Genomic DNA, 15,086 nt, shown 5'->3' with positions numbered 1-15,086 from the left:
TCCCCATCCCCACCGCCCCAACCCTACATCGCCCTTTCACTCGACCCCGCGCTCGACCCTGCGCCGCAATTGGCCGATATACTATGCGCCTCCCAATTCCTCGCACTCGACCATGCGACGACGGTTTCTCTGGCTGATCGTGGTTTCGCTCGGCATTGCGCAACAGGCAGCGGCGCAGCAAGCGCCCGGGCTGCCGGCCTCCGCGCAACCGGCCTCCGCGCCGCAAGCGAGCGCGTCGGCAGCGGACGCCGCATCCGCGCCGCTCGCCAACGATCAGCCCAACGGAGCAAACCACCGCATCACGTCGTATCTGACGAAGAAATTCGGTCTCGCGAAGGAAAAGGCGACGCGGCTCGCCGATATCGTGAACCTCACCGCGACGAAATATTCGCTGCCGCCGGCGCTGGTTTACGCAATCATTTCGATCGAATCGCGCTTCCAGGAAAAGGCGCGCGGCCAGCATGGCGCGACCGGCCTGATGCAGGTCGTGCCGACCGCCCACCGCGGCATGCTGCGCGACGTGAAGGACCTGACCGAACCGAACGCGAACGTCGACGTCGGCTCCAGGATTCTGTCAGGTTACGTGCGCGCGGCCGGCGGCAACGTGCAGGCCGGCCTGAAGAGCTACGGCGGATCGAATGCCTATGCGGCCAAGGTGATGCAGCGCGTCGACGCGTTCCGCTTCGTGCTCGAACCCGAAGACGGCTCACGCAACGCCGCCGATGCGACGCCGCGGATGATACCGGTCAGCGATCCGTCGAGCGCGGCGCCATCGGCGAACCGCAACGCGAAGTAGACGCTACGCGCGCTTACAGCTGCCCCGCCGCGCCCGTCCACCGCAGGTAATCGCCGCGCGTCCAGTCGAGCGACACGCCGACGCGTTTCGTGCCCGGCCGGATCTTCGGCTTGTACATCGACAAGGTCAGCGACTCCAGCGCCGGCCATTCCCGAAACGACATCACCGCGAGCTCGGCGACGAGCGTCTCCAGCAGCCGCGTATGCGGCTTGTGCGACAGGAACGACGCGACGCGCGCGCAGTAGCCGTCGTAATCGATCCACTCGCCTTCCTCACTCGGCTCGCAGCGATAACCGAGCCGCGCATCGATCACGACCGGCTGCGGCGCTTCATGCTCGTGCGCATGAATGCCGATGCGCGCGGGCACCTTCAGTTCGTCGACGAACACGCTCCAGCCGCGCCCGCGCAGGCGCGGCGCATCGATCGCCACGAACGGTTCGTCGAACGGCTTCATGATGCCAGCGGCGCTGCGGCGTCGAGCATGATGCGCACGAAATAGTCGGCGAAACTGCGGCGCAGGACGATCTCGAACGTATCGTCGCCGGTCGGAATCAGCGTGATCGGCGACTTGAAGTAGTGCGACTGCGCACACTGGCCCGGCTTGAACATGCGCGGATGCAGATCGAGCGGGCAGCCGCGCGCGATCACGTCGCGCACGCGTTCGCCGCTGATCTCGACGACGGTGTAGCCGCTGCCGACGTCGACGGCCGCCGCATACAGCCCCTGCATCGCCTCGGCCAGCTGCCCTTCGAGCACGCCGGCCTGCACGGGCCCGTTCGAGCGCACGAGCCACTCGTCGGGGCCGAGCCACAGCACGTCGTATCCGACGCCGCGCGCGACCGTGTTGGGCGCCGAGGGCGGCTGGCAGCCCACCACCCGCTCGAACGCGGCGACGAACGCCGCGTCGCCCGGCTCGCCGCGCACGTTGACGAGATCGAGGAACGGCCGCTCGCGCAGCGTGAACTTCTTGGATGCGCGCGCCTGATGCGGCTTCAGCACATCGGCCGCGCCGACGAACGGCGATTCAAGCGTGACGCCCGCGCCTGCCACCGGCGTCTGGTTTCTGGTTTCATTCCACATGCTGGCGCACCCCTTCGGTATCGTAGAAAACCGGGCTCGAAATCGTCGCGGTGATGCGCTTGCCGTCGGCCAGCGGAATCACGACGCTCTCGCCCATCTTGTTCAGGCCGCCCTTCACCACTGCGAGCGCGATCGAGCGCTTCAGGATCGGGCTGTAATAACTCGACGTCACGTGGCCGATCATCGGCGTGGGCTCGGCGGCCGACACCTGCGTGTCCTTCGCGATGATCTGCGCGCCTTCCGGCAGCACCAGCTGATCGTCCGCGGTCAGCAGGCCGACGAACTGCTTGCGGCCTTCCTTCGACGTATCGGAGCGCGACAGCGAGCGCTTGCCGAGGAAGTCCTTCGACTTCGCGACGAGCCCGCCCATCCCGAGGTCGTACGGCGTGACCGAGCCGTCGGTGTCCTGGCCGACGATGATGTAGCCCTTCTCCGCGCGCAGCACGTGCATCGTCTCCGTGCCGTACGGCGTGATGTCGAACTCGGCGCCGGCCGCCATCAGCGCTTCCCACACCGCGCGGCCCGCATTGGCCGGCACGTTGACTTCATAAGCCAGTTCGCCCGAGAAGCTGATCCGCATCACGCGCGCCTTCACGCCGGCGACGGTGCCGTTCCGGTAGCTCATGAACGGGAATGCGTCGTTGCCGAAATCGATGTCCTGGCAGACCTTCTGCACGACCTTGCGGCTCTTCGGGCCGACCACCGCGAACGTCGCCCAGTGATCGGTGACGGACGCGAGCCGCACCTTCATGTCCGGCCATTCCGTCTGCAGCCAGCGCTCGAGCCACGTGAGCACGCGCGCCGCGCCGCCCGTGGTGGTGGTCATCATGAAGTGCTGGTCGGCGAGGCGCACCGTCACGCCGTCGTCGAACACCATGCCGTTCTCGTCCAGCATCAGCCCGTAGCGGCACTTGCCGACCTCGAGCTTGTTCCACGGGTTCGTGTACATCCAGTTCAGCAGTTTCACCGCGTCCGGGCCCTGGATGTCGATCTTGCCGAGCGTCGACGCATCGAGGATGCCCACGCTGTTGCGCACGGCGAGGCATTCGCGCTGCACGGCCGCATGGAGGTCCTCGCCCTTCTTCGGGAAGTACCACGGCCGCTTCCAGTTGCCGACGTCCTCGAACATCGCGCCGTGCTCGACGTGCCATTCGTGCACGCAGGTCTTGCGGATCGGATCGAGGAAGTCGCCGGTCTCGCGGCCCGCGAACGTGCCGAACGACACGGGCGTGTAGTTCGGGCGGAACGTCGTCGTGCCCGTTTCCGGAATCGTCTTGCCGAGCGCCTGCGCGAGGATCGCCATCCCGTTGATGTTACCGAGCTTGCCTTGATCGGTGCCGAAGCCCATCGCGGTGTAGCGCTTCACGTGCTCGACCGATTCGAAGCCTTCGCGCGCGGCCAGCAGGATGTCGGCCGCGGCCACGTCGTTCTGGAAGTCGACGAACTGCTTCGGCCCGCGTGCCGCGGCCTCACGGCTGCCGACCAGCCACAGCGGCTGCAGTGCGCCTTCGACGAGTTCCGCGGCCTGCGGCGCGACCGCGCGCTGCGCAGCGACGAAGCCCGCCGCCTTCGCGGCCTCGGCGCCCGCATCGACCGCGAGCCGCAGCGCGCGGGCAAGACCGAACTCGCCGGCCGCCGCACCCACGCTCGCCTCGGGCTGCACGGCCTTGCCCGGCAGGAAGCACGCCTTCTCGTCGTTCCAGCAGGCCTTGCCGCCCGACTGCGCGAACAGGTGCAGCACCGGGCTGAAGCCGCCCGACATCGCGACCAGGTCGCATGCCAGCGACTGCAGCTTGCCGCCCGTCTGCCCGTTCGAATACGACGCGACGTCGACCGACGATACGCGCCATTTGCCCGATGCCGCCGTGACGACGGCGCCGCTCATCACCGTCACGCCCTGCCGCTTCGCGGCGGCCGGCAGCGCGCCGTTCGACGACGCACGCGAATCGACGACCGTCACCTTCGCGCCGCATGCCTTCAGGTCGAGCGCGGTCTGGTACGCGCGGTCGTTGTTCGTGAACACGACGACGTTGCGGCCCGGCAGCACGCCGTAGCGATGCACGTAGGTGGACACCGCGCCCGCGAGCATCACGCCCGGCAGGTCGTTGTTGCCGAAGACGATCGGGCGCTCGTGCGCGCCGGTCGCGAGGATCACGCGCTTCGCGCGGACCTTCCACAGCAGTTCGCGCGTCCCCTTGCGCATCGACACCGGCAGGTGCTCGGTCAGGCGCTGCGTGACGGTCACGAGGTTGTGGTCCTGATAGCCGAACGCGGTGCTGCGCGACAGAATCGTCACGTCGGGCAGCTTGCGCAGCTCGGCCTCGATCTTCTCGACCCATTGCAGCGCCGGCTTGCCGTCGATCTCGGCCCGGCACGACAGCAGGCTGCCGCCGAGTTCGCGCTGATCGTCGACGAGGATCACGCGCGCGCCGGCCGTCGCGGCCGCATGCGCGGCGGCGAGGCCCGACGGGCCGCCGCCGACCACGAGCACGTCGCAGTGCGCGTAGCACTTGTCGTAGCGGTCGGCGTCGAGCACGTCCGGCGCCTTGCCGAGGCCGGCGGCCTCGCGGATCTTCTCTTCGTACTTCGGCCACATGTTGCGCGGCCACATGAAGGTCTTGTAGTAGAAGCCGGCCGGCATGAAGCGCGACAGCTTCTGGTTGATCGCGTACTTGTCGTGCTCGAGCGACGGCTGCGCGTTCACGCTCGTCGCGACGAGGCCCTGGTACAGCTCGATCTCGGTCGCGCGTGCGTTCGGCACCGTGTACGGGCCGGTTTCGAGCTGCACGACGGCATTCGGTTCGGCGACGTCGGCCGTCACGATCCCGCGCGGACGGTGGTACTTGAAGCTGCGCGCGACGAAGTGCACGCCGTTCGCGAGCAGCGCGGACGCGAGCGTGTCGCCCTGGAAGCCCTGATATGTGCGGCCGTTGAACGTGAACGTCAGCGGAATCGCGCGATTGACGCGGCCACCGGTGCCGAGGCGGTCTTTCTGGCTCATTTGCTCGTGCCCTCTTCGTGTGCGTGACCGGCGGCCCCGCCGAACTTTTCGTAACCCTTGATTTCGTAGGTGACCGTATCGCGCGTCACCTTGAACCAGCGGCGGCAACCCTGCGTGTGCAGCCACTGCTCGCGGTGCAGCCCGCGCTTGTTCTCGCGCATGAACACGTACTCGCCCCATTCGCGGTCGGTCATGTTCTCGTTAGCGACCGGGCGCACGATGTCGGCTTCGCCGCCGCACGTGAACTCGGATTCGGCGCGCGGCCCGCACCACGGACATTCGATCAGCAACATGTTGGTTTCTCCAATGGTGGTCGGGATCAGTGCGCCACGGCGGCGGCGCCGTGCTCGTCGATCAGGTGGCCCGTATAGAAGCGGTCGAGCGCGAACGGCGCGTTCAGCGGATGCGGTTCGTCGCGCGCGATCGTGTGCGCGAACACCCAGCCCGAGCCCGGCGTCGCCTTGAAGCCGCCGGTGCCCCATCCGCAGTTGAAATAGAGGCCCTTCACGTCGGTCTTGCTGATGATCGGGCAGGCGTCCGGCGATACGTCGACGATGCCGCCCCACTGACGGTTCATCCGCACGCGCGAGAACACCGGGAACATCTCGATGATCGCCTGCAGCGTGCCTTCGATGATGTGGAAGCTGCCGCGCTGGCCGAAGCCCGTGTATTGATCGATGCCCGCGCCGATCACGAGGTCGCCCTTGTCGGACTGGCTGATGTACGCATGCACCGCGTTCGACATGATCACCGAGTTGACCACCGGCTTGATCGGCTCGGACACGAGCGCCTGCAGCGGGTGGCTCTCGATCGGCAGGCGCACGCCGGCCATGTCGGCGAGCGTCGTCGTGTTGCCGGCGGCCACCACCGCGACCTTCTTCGCCTTGATGAAGCCCTTCACCGTATCGACGCCGACCACCGCGCCGCCTTCGCGGCGAATGCCCGTCACCTGGCAGTTCTGGATGATGTCGACGCCGGCGCGGTCGGCGCCGCGCGCGAAGCCCCAGGCCACCGCGTCGTGACGCGCGACGCCCGCGCGGCGCTGGATCGACGCGCCCAGCACCGGGTAGCGGCTGTTCAGGTTGATGGTCGGCTCGATTTCCTTGACCTGGGCCGGCGTGAGGAATTCGGCATCGACGCCGTTCAGCCGGTTCGCGTTGACGCGCCGCTCGGTGTCACGCACGTCCTGCAGCGTGTGCGCGAGGTTCATCACGCCGCGCTGGCTGAACATCACGTTGTAGTTGAGATCCTGCGACAGGCCCTCCCACAGCTTCATCGCCTTCTCGTACAGCGCGGCCGATTCGTCCCACAGATAGTTCGAGCGCACGATCGTCGTGTTGCGCGCGGTGTTGCCGCCGCCGATCCAGCCCTTCTCGAGGATCGCGACGTTGGTGATGCCGTGCTCCTTCGCGAGGTAGTACGCGGTCGCGAGGCCGTGGCCGCCGCCGCCGACGATCACGACGTCGTATTCCTTCTTCGGTTCCGGGCTCTTCCACTGCTTCTCCCAGTTCTCGTGATACGAGAGGCCGTTGCGGAACAGGCTGAATATCGAGTAGCGGCTCATGTTAGTGATCCTTCGTTAGCATTCGATGACGTTCACGGCGAGGCCGCCGCGCGACGTTTCCTTGTATTTCGTCTTCATGTCGGCACCGGTCTCGCGCATCGTCTTGATGACCGAATCGAGCGACACGTAGTGCTGGCCGTTACCCTTGAGCGCCATGCGCGACGCGTTCAGCGCCTTGATCGCGCCCATCGCGTTGCGTTCGATGCACGGAATCTGCACGAGCCCGCCGACCGGGTCGCAGGTCATCCCGAGGTTGTGCTCCATGCCGATCTCGGCCGCGTTCTCGACCTGGTCCGGCGTGCCGCCCATCACCGCCGCGAGCGCGGCCGCGGCCATCGAGCACGCGACGCCCACTTCGCCCTGGCAGCCGACTTCGGCGCCGGAGATCGACGCGGTTTCCTTGTAGATGATGCCGATCGCCGCGGCCGTGAGCAGGAATTCGAGGATGCCGGCTTCGTTCGAGCCCGGCACGAACTTCACGTAGTAATGCAGCACCGCGGGGATCACGCCGGCCGCGCCGTTGGTGGGCGCGGTGACGACGCGGCCGCCCGCCGCGTTCTCCTCGTTGACGGCCATCGCGTACAGGTTGACCCAGTCGAGCATCGACAGCGGATCGCGCAGCGACTCCTCCGAGCGCGCCCGCAGGCGGCCGTTCAGCTCGGCCGCACGACGCTTCACGCGCATCGGGCCGGGCAGCTCGCCCTCGACCTTGCAGCCGCGCTCGACGCACGCGGCCATCGTGCGCCAGATCGCGAGCAGCCCCGCGCGCACTTCGTCGGCCGGGCGCAGCGCGGCTTCGTTGCGCAGCATCAGCTCGGCGATCGACAGCCCGTGCTCGCGGCACTGGCGCATCAGGTCGTCGCCGGTGCGGAACGGATACGGCACGTCGGCCGCCGCACGCACGCCGTTCACGCGATCGCCGTCGCGGTTCACGACGAAGCCGCCGCCGATCGAGTAATACTCTTTCTCGACGAGCAACTGCCCGTGCTCGTCGAAGGCCTGGAAGCGCATCCCGTTCGGGTGAACGATGCTGGTGCCGCTCATCATCTTGCGGAAGAAGCCGATATGCTCCTTTTCCTCGAAGCGGATCGTCTGCCGGCCGAGCAGCGTCAGCGACTTCTCCGCGCGGATCGCCGCGAGCCGCGGCTCGATCAGGTCGGGATCGATCGTGTCCGGCAGATGGCCCTCGAGGCCGAGCAGCACCGCCTTGTCGGTGCCGTGGCCCTTGCCGGTGGCACCGAGCGACCCGTATAGTTCGACCCGCACGCGGCGCACGAAGCCGAGCAGGTTCGCATCGTCGATGTGCGACGCGAAGCGGCACGCGGCGATCATCGGGCCAACCGTATGCGAACTCGACGGGCCGATGCCGATCTTGAACAGGTCGAACGCGCTGACGTTCATCTGGCTTCCTCTGGGTAGGCGTACGTGAAATGTCGTTGGCGTCAGTACATCAAAGCGTAAAATCGGCCGATAGAACAAAAACGGCATCGGCGTGGGATAGCGCCGCCAAGCCCCACGCAGGACGGCAGGAAAATGCGTTTTGACGATGGTTGGCGACGCAAAAACACAAGTCGGGCGCCGTGCCCGCGCGCAGAGTGAAACGACTGAGGCCCGCCTTCCGGGCGTGACGAGATTGACCGCGATGACATCCGACGTACCCGCTTCCCCCCTCGCCGAACCGGCGCCGCAGCGCATCCGCTTCGGCATCGTGCTGCTGCCGAACTTCACGCTCACGGCCTTTTCGGGGTTCGTCGACATGCTGCGGCTGTCCGCCGACGACGGCGACTACAGCAAGCCGGTGCGCTGCGCGTGGAGCGTGATCGGCGAGACGCTCGCGCCGGTGCGGGCGAGCTGCGGGATCCAGATCACGCCGTGGGAAACCTTCGAGAACGCCGAGCCGTTCGACTACGTGGTCGTGGTCGGCGGGCTGCTGCATTCGGGGCCGCAAGCCGGCCCCGACACGCTCGAGTTCATCCGCCGCGCGGCCGCGGGCGGCGCGACGGTGGTCGGCATCTGCACCGGCGTGTTCACGCTGATGCGCGCGAACGTGCTCGACGGCTATCGCACCTGCGTCAGCTGGTTCCATTACTGGGATTTCGTCGAACGCTTTCCGAACGCCGACCCCGACATGCTGATCGCCGATCGCCTGTTCGTGATCGACCGACGCCGCATCACGTGCTCGGGCGGGCGCGCGTCGATCGACGTCGCCGCCGCGATCCTGCTGCGCCATTTCGACCATGCGACCGTGCAGAAGGCGCTGCGCATCCTGCTGGTCGGCGAGATGCAGAAGGGCAATGCGCCGCAACCGCATCCGCCGGGCCTCGAGCCGGCCACGCATCCGAAGGTCAAGCGCGCGATTCTTCTGATGGAACAGCACGTCGGGCGCGCGCTGCCGCTCGAAGAGCTCGCCTGCAAGCTCGACATGTCGACGCGCCAGCTCGAGCGGCTGTTCAAGGCCGAAACCGGCAAGAGTCCGCAGGCGTTCGCGAAGCAGGTGCGGCTGCGCACCGCCGCATGGCTGCTGACCAGCTCCGACCGCACCGTCGCCGATATCGCGTCGAGCTGCGGGTTCGCCGACGCGTCGCACCTCGGCCGCGAATTCCGCAAGCAGTTCGGCGTGCCGCCGGCCGCCTATCGCGAGCGCGGCGGCGAAGCCGTGGACGCCGGCGTGGCGGCCGATGCCGTTGCCGTTGCCGTTGCCGTTGCCGATTCAGTCGAAGACATCCCGGACTGACCGGCGCGCCTGCCGTTTGGTTGTGCGCGCATGCGATCGCGCGTGCACGAGCGGCGCGCGGCTCGTGAACCGCTGAACCGCTGAACCGACATTCGACGCGGGGCGCCCTCTGCCCCGCCCCATTCACTTCCTGGACCCGTTGCCATGCCCCGCTTCGCCGCCAATCTGTCGATGATGTACACCGAGCACGCGTTCCTCGAACGCTTCGCCGCCGCGTCGTACGACGGCTTTCGCGCCGTCGAGTATCTGTTCCCGTACGACTTCGCGGCCGAGGACATCCGCGCGCGCCTCGACGCGCATAACCTCGAGCAGGCGCTGTTCAACGCGCCACCCGGCGACTGGGCCGCCGGCGAACGCGGAATCGCGTCGCTGCCGGGCCGCGACGACGAATTCCGCCGCGGCATCGACCGCGCGCTCGACTATGCGCGCGTGCTCGGCAACAAGAAGCTGCACGTGATGGCCGGAATCGTCGCATCGGGCGCGGACCGCGCGCGCCAGCGCGACACCTACGTCGCGAACCTGCGCCACGCGGCGCAGGCCGCCGCCGCGCACGGCGTCACGATCCTGATCGAGCCGATCAACCCACGCGACATGCCCGGCTATTTCCTGAACCGCCAGGACGATGCGCATACGATCTGCGCGGAAGTCGGTGCGCCGAACCTGAAGGTGCAGTTCGACTGCTATCACTGCCAGATCGTCGAAGGCGACCTCGCGACCAAGCTCAAGCGCGACTTCGCGGGCATCGGCCACGTCCAGATCGCCGGCGTGCCCGAGCGGCACGAGCCCGACGTCGGCGAACTGAACTACCCGTACCTGTTCGCGCTGATCGACGCGCTCGGCTACGACGGCTGGATCGGCTGCGAATATCGCCCGAAGGCCGGCACGTCCGAAGGGCTCGGCTGGCTCCGGCCGTACCTGTAATTCCCGTATCTCGTCGACGATGAACGACAGTCTCGCGCGCGGGGTGCTCGAGCGGCGACGCCGTCGTGCAGCTGGTGCGTCATGCGCCGGACCGGCGGCGGCGCGCGCTGCCGAACGCTTAATGTTTCGTTAACGATCCCGCCGTAGAATCCGGTCGATACCTACGATCCCCACCGCCTTGACAGGAGCCTCCATGTCCACACCCGCACGCTATGACGTCGTCGCACGTCTTCTTCACTGGTTGATCGTGGCGCTCATCGTCGCGCAGTACCTGATCGGCTGGACGATGCCCGACGTGCATCGCGATACGCAACCGGTCGGCTTGATCGCCGCACACCTGCTCGTCGGCACCGCGCTGGTCGCCGCGATGGTGTGCCGCGTGCTGTGGCGCGTGACGCATCGCCCGCCCGCCGACACGCTGTCGCCCACGATGCGCAAGTTGTCCGGCGCCACCCATTTCGCGCTCTATGCGCTGCTGATCGTCGTGCCGCTGCTCGGCTGGATCAATGCGTCGTCGCGCGCATGGGCCGTCACGCTGCTCGGCGTCCTGCCGCTGCCGGCGCTGTCGGAAGCCGGATCGCAATTCGGGCACGCGATGGGCGACGTGCACGGCGTGCTCGCGTGGGTGCTGTTCGCCGGCATCTGTCTGCACGTCGCGGCCGCACTCGCGCATCGCTTCGTGCTGCGCGACCAGACCATGCAGCGGATGATGCCGTGGTGAGCATGCCGCGAACGGCATGCTCGATGCCGTAGCGCCGACGCGGGACGCGCTCGCGCCGGCACCGGGTAGCAGGCTGGCGTCGGCCTGCTACCGCATCGTCGATGTGCCCATGTACCTATGCACGGCGGCCAAGGTCGCGATCTTCCGCCGAATCCCCGCCTTCCCCCTTCTACCGGCCACACCGGCCGCCGCCGCACCGATCGGCGCGTCGCAAACCTGCGCGCGACAGCACCTGGGCCGATGCAGGCGTCGGGGCACCCGCCCACGCACGTCGCGGCCCCTGGCCGTTGCGGCTTCATATTCGATCGCTGCGCCAATCGACGAGCGCGCGCATGACCACCGGTCCGACGACGCATGGTGGCCATTCATTCGCGGCGCCGCATCTCGAACGCACTGTCATTCTTTCGTCAGCGGGCGTAACCTCACGTAACGCACGCTCCACCGCGCGTGGGGCAGACTGACGACACCTCGTGGATCGCCCTCCGATCATGTCCGTCGCTTACGACTACGCAGCCGGCCTGCTTCGCACGCTGTACGACCGCCATATCGACGGCAGCGCGGTGCTCGACACGGCCGCGTTTCCCGATGCCGTGCGTTTCGTTGGCGCATGGCGCGACATCCAGGCAGAGGCGTTGGCCGTGGCGCGCGACATGCCGCGCATCCCGCGCTTTCACGAGATCATGCGCGAGCAGCGCGACATCTCCGCCAACGACGCGCGCGACTGGCGGATGTTCATCATGCAGGCTTACGGTCAGCCGTTCCCGCGCAACCTGTCGCGCTGCCCGACGGTCGAGTCGCTCGTCGCGACGTCGCCGGACGTGCTGTCCGCATCGTTGTCGTTCCTCGCGCCGGGCAAGCACATCCCGCCGCATCGCGGGCCGTTTCGCGGCATCCTGCGCGGCTACCTGGTGCTGTCGATGCCGACGCGCGCGGACGGCACGCCCGCCGCCGTGCTGAAGGTCGACGGCCGCGAATACCGGCTCGACGAAGGGCGCTTCCTGCTGTGGGACGACACGTTCGTGCACGAGGTATGGAACGACAGCGACGACGTGCGCATCGTGCTGCTGCTCGACATCCGCCGGCGCGGAATGCCGCGATGGCTCACGTGGCTGTCGAATGCGGTGATCGGCATCGTGCGGCTCGGGATCCGCATCCGCGGGCGCTCGATTCCCGTTTAGCGGCCCACCGGGCGCACCTGCGTAGCGGTCAGTCCTCGCGCGCGAGCTGCGCGAGCGCATCGGCGAGCGCGCGAATCGCCGGCTGCGCGGCGCGCTGCACCGGATGAACCAGGTAGTAGCCGAGGCCGTTGCGCACCACCTGCGGAAACGGCGTGACGAGCGTTCCGGCGGCCAGCCGGTCGGCCGCCATGCGCGGATCGCCGATCGCGACGCCGTGCCCTTGCTCCGCGGCCGTCAGCGTCAGTTCGAGCGTATCGAGCACGAGGCCGGCGCTGCGGTCGATCTGCGTCGCGCCGACCGCGTCCAGCCAGCAGCGCCATTCGTCGCGGTTGCGCGCCGGATGCAGCAGCGTGACCCGCGCGAGATCGTCGATCGCGTGCAACGACGCAGCGGCCTCGCGCGTGCACATCGGCGTCAGGCATTCGTCGAACAGCGGCACGGCCGCCATTCCCGCCCAGGTTCCGCTGCCGCGCACGACGATCGCGTCGAAACCGGCGTCGGTGAAATCCGGCGTGTCGTCCGCCGACGTGTGAATGCGCAACTCGGTGCGCGGCAACGCACGGTTGAGCGCCGCGAGCCTCGGCAGCAGCCAGCGCACCGCGAACGTGGAAGGCACGCGCAGCGTGAGGACCGACGCGGCCTGCGCGTGCGCATCTGCGTGTCGCGCCAGTCGGGCGAGCACGTCGACGGCCACCGCCAGCAGCGCGCCGCCTTCGGCGGTCAGCGTCAAGCCCGACGCATGGCGGACGAACAATGCACAGCGGTAATACGCTTCGAGCTGCTGCACCTGCCGGCTCACCGCCCCCTGGGTCCGGCACAGATGCTCGGCCGCACGGCTGAAGCTGCCGAGCTCGGCGGCGGCGACGAACGCCTGCAACGCCGTCAGCGGCGGCAATGCGCGCGTCAGGTCCGCCAGCGGGTATGCGCCGGCCGCATACCCGGGTTGCGGATTATTCGTTTGTTCGGTCATCGCTGCGTCGCTATCGTGGTGGAACCGGCGCGCGACGGCAGTCGCGACGGGCCGGTCCATCATCAGCGGAGAAATACCATGATTTCGTCGTCCGACGCACTATACACGCGGCAGGTCGATACCTACCTGAAGGCGCTCGAGCGCGGCGACGTCGCGGCGATCTGCGCGTTGTTCACGCCCGATGCGCGCATCTTCTCGCCGTTTCTGGGCTGGATGACGCCGCAGCCGTTCTTCGAAAAAGTCGCGGCGGCGTCCGGCGAGAGCCGCATCACGCCGATCGACGTCTGCGTCAGCACGACCGGCGCACGTCGGGCCACCGGCTATTTCGTGTACGACTGGGGATTGAACGACGGCTCGGCGGTGCGCTTCGAGTGCGTCGACGTATTCGAATTCGACGACGCCGCACGCATCGAGCGCATGACGATCATCTACGACACCTACCCGATCCGCAGCACGGTCGGCGACAAGTACGCGTAACGGCGCGCCGCGCGCCGGCCGTTGCGCGGCGCAGCAAGCGCATGGCGTCGCCGGCCGGCCCGGTGAAGCGGGCTGATGCCCTGCTCGATTTGCCGAACGATCGCCTAAACTACAGACCGTCCCCCGCACGCTGCTGCCGGCCCCTGCCATGGCACACCTCTTCTTCGCGGCATCGATTCAACGGCATGTCGACATGCCCGAGCGCGACATCGACGCGCGCACGCTGCGCGACGCGCTGGAAACGGCCTTCGCCGCGCAGCCGCGGCTGCGCGGCTACATCGTCGACGACCAGGGTGCGCTGAGAAAGCACCTGTCGGTGTTCATCGACGGCCATCCGGTACGCGACCGGCAACACTTGTCCGATACGCTCGACGACGCCAGCCGCGTCTATGTCGTGCAGGCGTTGTCGGGCGGATAACGGGGCGCATGCGCGGCGCAGCCAGCCGCGCCCGAGCCCACAGGAGACACCGGACATGAACGACCGATTGCTCGTCGCGACCCGCAAGGGCCTGTTCGTGCTGCACGCCGACGGCGACGGCGGCTGGTCGCTCGGCGAGCCGCACTTCATCGGCGAGCCGGTCGGCATGACGCTCGCCGATCCGCGCGACGGCACGCTGTATGCGGCGCTCCATCTCGGCCATTTCGGGGTCAAGCTGCATCGCAGGCGTGCCGATGCGGACGAATGGGAGGAATGCGCGGTGCCCGTCTATCCGCCGCAGCCGGCCGACGCGGGCGCCGGCAATACGGATGCCGAAGCGCCCGCCGCGCCGCGCGCGCCGTGGACGCTTCAGCAGATCTGGTCGCTGGAACCCGGCGGCGCCGACGAACCCGGCGTGCTGTGGGCCGGCACGATACCGGGCGGGCTGTTCCGCTCCGACGACGGCGGCGACTCGTGGGCGCTGAACCGTGCGCTGTGGGACCGCCCGGAACGCGCCGAGTGGTTCGGCGGCGGCTACGATGCGCCGGGCATCCATTCGGTGATGGTCGATCCGCGCGACAGCCGACATCTGACGGTCGGCATCTCGTGCGGCGGCGTCTGGCAGAGCGTCGACGGTGGCGCGAGCTGGCACGTCAGCGCCGACGGGATGGAAGCGGACTACATGCCGCCCGAGCGGCGCGGCGAGCCCAACGCGCAGGATCCGCATCGGGTCGTCCAGTGCGCGGCCGCGCCCGACGTACTGTGGACGCAGCATCACTGCGCGATCTTCCGTTCGACCGATGGCGCCGCACGCTGGCAGCGCATCGACGCGCAGCCGTCGAGCTTCGGCTTCGCGGTCGCCGTGCATCCGAAGGATCCCGACACGGCCTGGTTCGTGCCGGCCGTGAAGGATGCGTGCCGGATTCCGGTGAACGGCCGCTTCGTCGTCACGCGCACGCGCGACGGCGGCCGCAGCTTCGAGAGCCTGTCGAACGGATTGCCGCCCGCGCCGGCCTACGACCTCGTGTATCGGCACGGGCTCGCGGTGGACGACACCGGCACGCACCTCGCGATGGCGTCGACGACGGGCGGGCTATGGACGTCCGGCGACGGCGGCGAGAACTGGCGTCAGGTGTCCGCGCATTTGCCGCCGGTGTATTGCGTGCGCTTCGGGTAACGCGCGAGGTCCGGCGCGCCGGACCATTCGGCCGGCGCGCCGTGTACGA

Annotated in this window: 15 protein-coding genes; 8 read left to right on the top strand and 7 right to left on the bottom strand. The window is 68.2% G+C overall.

All coding sequences use genetic code 11. The features are described 5' to 3' along the window. The first annotated feature begins 112 nt into the window (after window positions 1-112). Window positions 113-796, top strand: a complete 684-nt coding sequence (locus C3Y15_RS17525) for a lytic transglycosylase domain-containing protein (RefSeq protein WP_034195510.1) — start codon at window positions 113-115, stop codon at window positions 794-796. Window positions 797-809: 13 nt separating this feature from the next. Here the strand turns inward: C3Y15_RS17525 and C3Y15_RS17520 are convergent, their stop codons facing one another. The 6 genes from C3Y15_RS17520 to C3Y15_RS17495 are packed head-to-tail and all read right to left on the bottom strand — an operon-like array spanning window position 810 to window position 7,842. Next, entirely contained in the window at window positions 810-1,250 is a 441-nt protein-coding gene (locus tag C3Y15_RS17520) for a dihydroneopterin aldolase (protein ID WP_034195511.1), read from the bottom strand. Further along, window positions 1,247-1,876, bottom strand: coding sequence for a sarcosine oxidase subunit gamma (locus C3Y15_RS17515; RefSeq protein ID WP_034195512.1), 630 nt, complete (start codon window positions 1,874-1,876; stop codon window positions 1,247-1,249). The genes C3Y15_RS17520 and C3Y15_RS17515 overlap by 4 nt, the downstream gene beginning before the upstream one ends. Next, window positions 1,866-4,877, bottom strand: a complete 3,012-nt coding sequence (locus C3Y15_RS17510; protein WP_059568761.1) for a sarcosine oxidase subunit alpha family protein — start codon at window positions 4,875-4,877, stop codon at window positions 1,866-1,868. The genes C3Y15_RS17515 and C3Y15_RS17510 overlap by 11 nt, the downstream gene beginning before the upstream one ends. Then, window positions 4,874-5,170: a sarcosine oxidase subunit delta gene (locus C3Y15_RS17505; protein ID WP_011880811.1), complete on the bottom strand. Its 297-nt coding sequence runs from the start codon at window positions 5,168-5,170 to the stop codon at window positions 4,874-4,876. Before C3Y15_RS17505 ends, C3Y15_RS17510 begins: the two co-directional genes overlap by 4 nt. Before the next feature lie 26 nt (window positions 5,171-5,196). Beyond that, the gene (locus C3Y15_RS17500; RefSeq protein WP_011880812.1) at window positions 5,197-6,441 is read right to left on the bottom strand and encodes a sarcosine oxidase subunit beta family protein; all 1,245 of its coding nucleotides are present in this window, start codon (window positions 6,439-6,441) and stop codon (window positions 5,197-5,199) included. A gap of 15 nt (window positions 6,442-6,456) precedes the next feature. After that, window positions 6,457-7,842, bottom strand: coding sequence for an L-serine ammonia-lyase (locus C3Y15_RS17495; protein ID WP_011880813.1), 1,386 nt, complete (start codon window positions 7,840-7,842; stop codon window positions 6,457-6,459). Between the two features lie 241 nt (window positions 7,843-8,083). Here C3Y15_RS17495 and C3Y15_RS17490 point away from each other — a divergent pair, with 241 nt between their 5' ends. The 4 genes from C3Y15_RS17490 to C3Y15_RS17475 all read left to right on the top strand — a co-directional run bounded on the left by C3Y15_RS17490 (window position 8,084) and on the right by C3Y15_RS17475 (window position 11,995). Continuing rightward, the gene (locus C3Y15_RS17490) at window positions 8,084-9,175 is read left to right on the top strand and encodes a GlxA family transcriptional regulator (protein ID WP_069246420.1); all 1,092 of its coding nucleotides are present in this window, start codon (window positions 8,084-8,086) and stop codon (window positions 9,173-9,175) included. A 144-nt stretch (window positions 9,176-9,319) separates the two neighbouring features. Beyond that, entirely contained in the window at window positions 9,320-10,096 is a 777-nt protein-coding gene (otnI, locus tag C3Y15_RS17485; protein ID WP_059562116.1) for a 2-oxo-tetronate isomerase, read from the top strand. Between the two features lie 193 nt (window positions 10,097-10,289). Continuing rightward, window positions 10,290-10,817 (top strand): cytochrome b, encoded by a 528-nt coding sequence (locus C3Y15_RS17480; RefSeq protein WP_059462665.1) that lies wholly within the window; start codon window positions 10,290-10,292, stop codon window positions 10,815-10,817. Between the two features lie 488 nt (window positions 10,818-11,305). Beyond that, window positions 11,306-11,995 (top strand): aspartyl/asparaginyl beta-hydroxylase domain-containing protein, encoded by a 690-nt coding sequence (locus C3Y15_RS17475; RefSeq protein WP_014724003.1) that lies wholly within the window; start codon window positions 11,306-11,308, stop codon window positions 11,993-11,995. 28 nt (window positions 11,996-12,023) lie between these two features. Here C3Y15_RS17475 and C3Y15_RS17470 read toward each other — a convergent pair whose 3' ends face one another. Further along, on the bottom strand, window positions 12,024-12,965 hold the full coding sequence (locus C3Y15_RS17470) for a LysR substrate-binding domain-containing protein (RefSeq protein WP_011880818.1): 942 nt from the start codon (window positions 12,963-12,965) through the stop codon (window positions 12,024-12,026). Between the two features lie 78 nt (window positions 12,966-13,043). On the opposite strand from C3Y15_RS17470, the gene C3Y15_RS17465 reads away from it, so the two are divergent. The 3 genes from C3Y15_RS17465 to C3Y15_RS17455 all read left to right on the top strand — a co-directional run bounded on the left by C3Y15_RS17465 (window position 13,044) and on the right by C3Y15_RS17455 (window position 15,037). Continuing rightward, the gene (locus tag C3Y15_RS17465) at window positions 13,044-13,442 is read left to right on the top strand and encodes a nuclear transport factor 2 family protein (RefSeq protein ID WP_046423131.1); all 399 of its coding nucleotides are present in this window, start codon (window positions 13,044-13,046) and stop codon (window positions 13,440-13,442) included. A gap of 148 nt (window positions 13,443-13,590) precedes the next feature. Further along, on the top strand, window positions 13,591-13,860 hold the full coding sequence (locus C3Y15_RS17460) for a MoaD/ThiS family protein (RefSeq protein WP_011880820.1): 270 nt from the start codon (window positions 13,591-13,593) through the stop codon (window positions 13,858-13,860). Window positions 13,861-13,915: 55 nt separating this feature from the next. Beyond that, a complete protein-coding gene (locus C3Y15_RS17455; protein WP_011880821.1) occupies window positions 13,916-15,037 on the top strand; it encodes a hypothetical protein in 1,122 nt (373 codons plus the stop codon). Window positions 15,038-15,086: the final 49 nt, after the last annotated feature.

This window comes from Burkholderia sp. B10 (genome assembly GCF_004368385.1).
GTDB lineage: Bacteria > Pseudomonadota > Gammaproteobacteria > Burkholderiales > Burkholderiaceae > Burkholderia > Burkholderia vietnamiensis.
Note: the sequence above shows the minus strand (reverse complement) of the source record. Positions and strands in the feature narration are given on the sequence as shown.

Excerpts from the sequence above, each read along its gene's own strand:
- C3Y15_RS17525 (WP_034195510.1), top strand. The coding sequence starts at position 113 with ATGCGACGACGGTTTCTCTGGCTGATCGTGGTTTCGCTCGGCATTGCG.
- C3Y15_RS17520 (WP_034195511.1), bottom strand. The coding sequence starts at position 1,250 with ATGAAGCCGTTCGACGAACCGTTCGTGGCGATCGATGCGCCGCGCCTG.
- C3Y15_RS17515 (WP_034195512.1), bottom strand. The coding sequence starts at position 1,876 with ATGTGGAATGAAACCAGAAACCAGACGCCGGTGGCAGGCGCGGGCGTC.
- C3Y15_RS17510 (WP_059568761.1), bottom strand. The coding sequence starts at position 4,877 with ATGAGCCAGAAAGACCGCCTCGGCACCGGTGGCCGCGTCAATCGCGCG.
- C3Y15_RS17505 (WP_011880811.1), bottom strand. The coding sequence starts at position 5,170 with ATGTTGCTGATCGAATGTCCGTGGTGCGGGCCGCGCGCCGAATCCGAG.
- C3Y15_RS17500 (WP_011880812.1), bottom strand. The coding sequence starts at position 6,441 with ATGAGCCGCTACTCGATATTCAGCCTGTTCCGCAACGGCCTCTCGTAT.
- C3Y15_RS17495 (WP_011880813.1), bottom strand. The coding sequence starts at position 7,842 with ATGAACGTCAGCGCGTTCGACCTGTTCAAGATCGGCATCGGCCCGTCG.
- C3Y15_RS17490 (WP_069246420.1), top strand. The coding sequence starts at position 8,084 with ATGACATCCGACGTACCCGCTTCCCCCCTCGCCGAACCGGCGCCGCAG.
- otnI (WP_059562116.1), top strand. The coding sequence starts at position 9,320 with ATGCCCCGCTTCGCCGCCAATCTGTCGATGATGTACACCGAGCACGCG.
- C3Y15_RS17480 (WP_059462665.1), top strand. The coding sequence starts at position 10,290 with ATGTCCACACCCGCACGCTATGACGTCGTCGCACGTCTTCTTCACTGG.
- C3Y15_RS17475 (WP_014724003.1), top strand. The coding sequence starts at position 11,306 with ATGTCCGTCGCTTACGACTACGCAGCCGGCCTGCTTCGCACGCTGTAC.
- C3Y15_RS17470 (WP_011880818.1), bottom strand. The coding sequence starts at position 12,965 with ATGACCGAACAAACGAATAATCCGCAACCCGGGTATGCGGCCGGCGCA.
- C3Y15_RS17465 (WP_046423131.1), top strand. The coding sequence starts at position 13,044 with ATGATTTCGTCGTCCGACGCACTATACACGCGGCAGGTCGATACCTAC.
- C3Y15_RS17460 (WP_011880820.1), top strand. The coding sequence starts at position 13,591 with ATGGCACACCTCTTCTTCGCGGCATCGATTCAACGGCATGTCGACATG.
- C3Y15_RS17455 (WP_011880821.1), top strand. The coding sequence starts at position 13,916 with ATGAACGACCGATTGCTCGTCGCGACCCGCAAGGGCCTGTTCGTGCTG.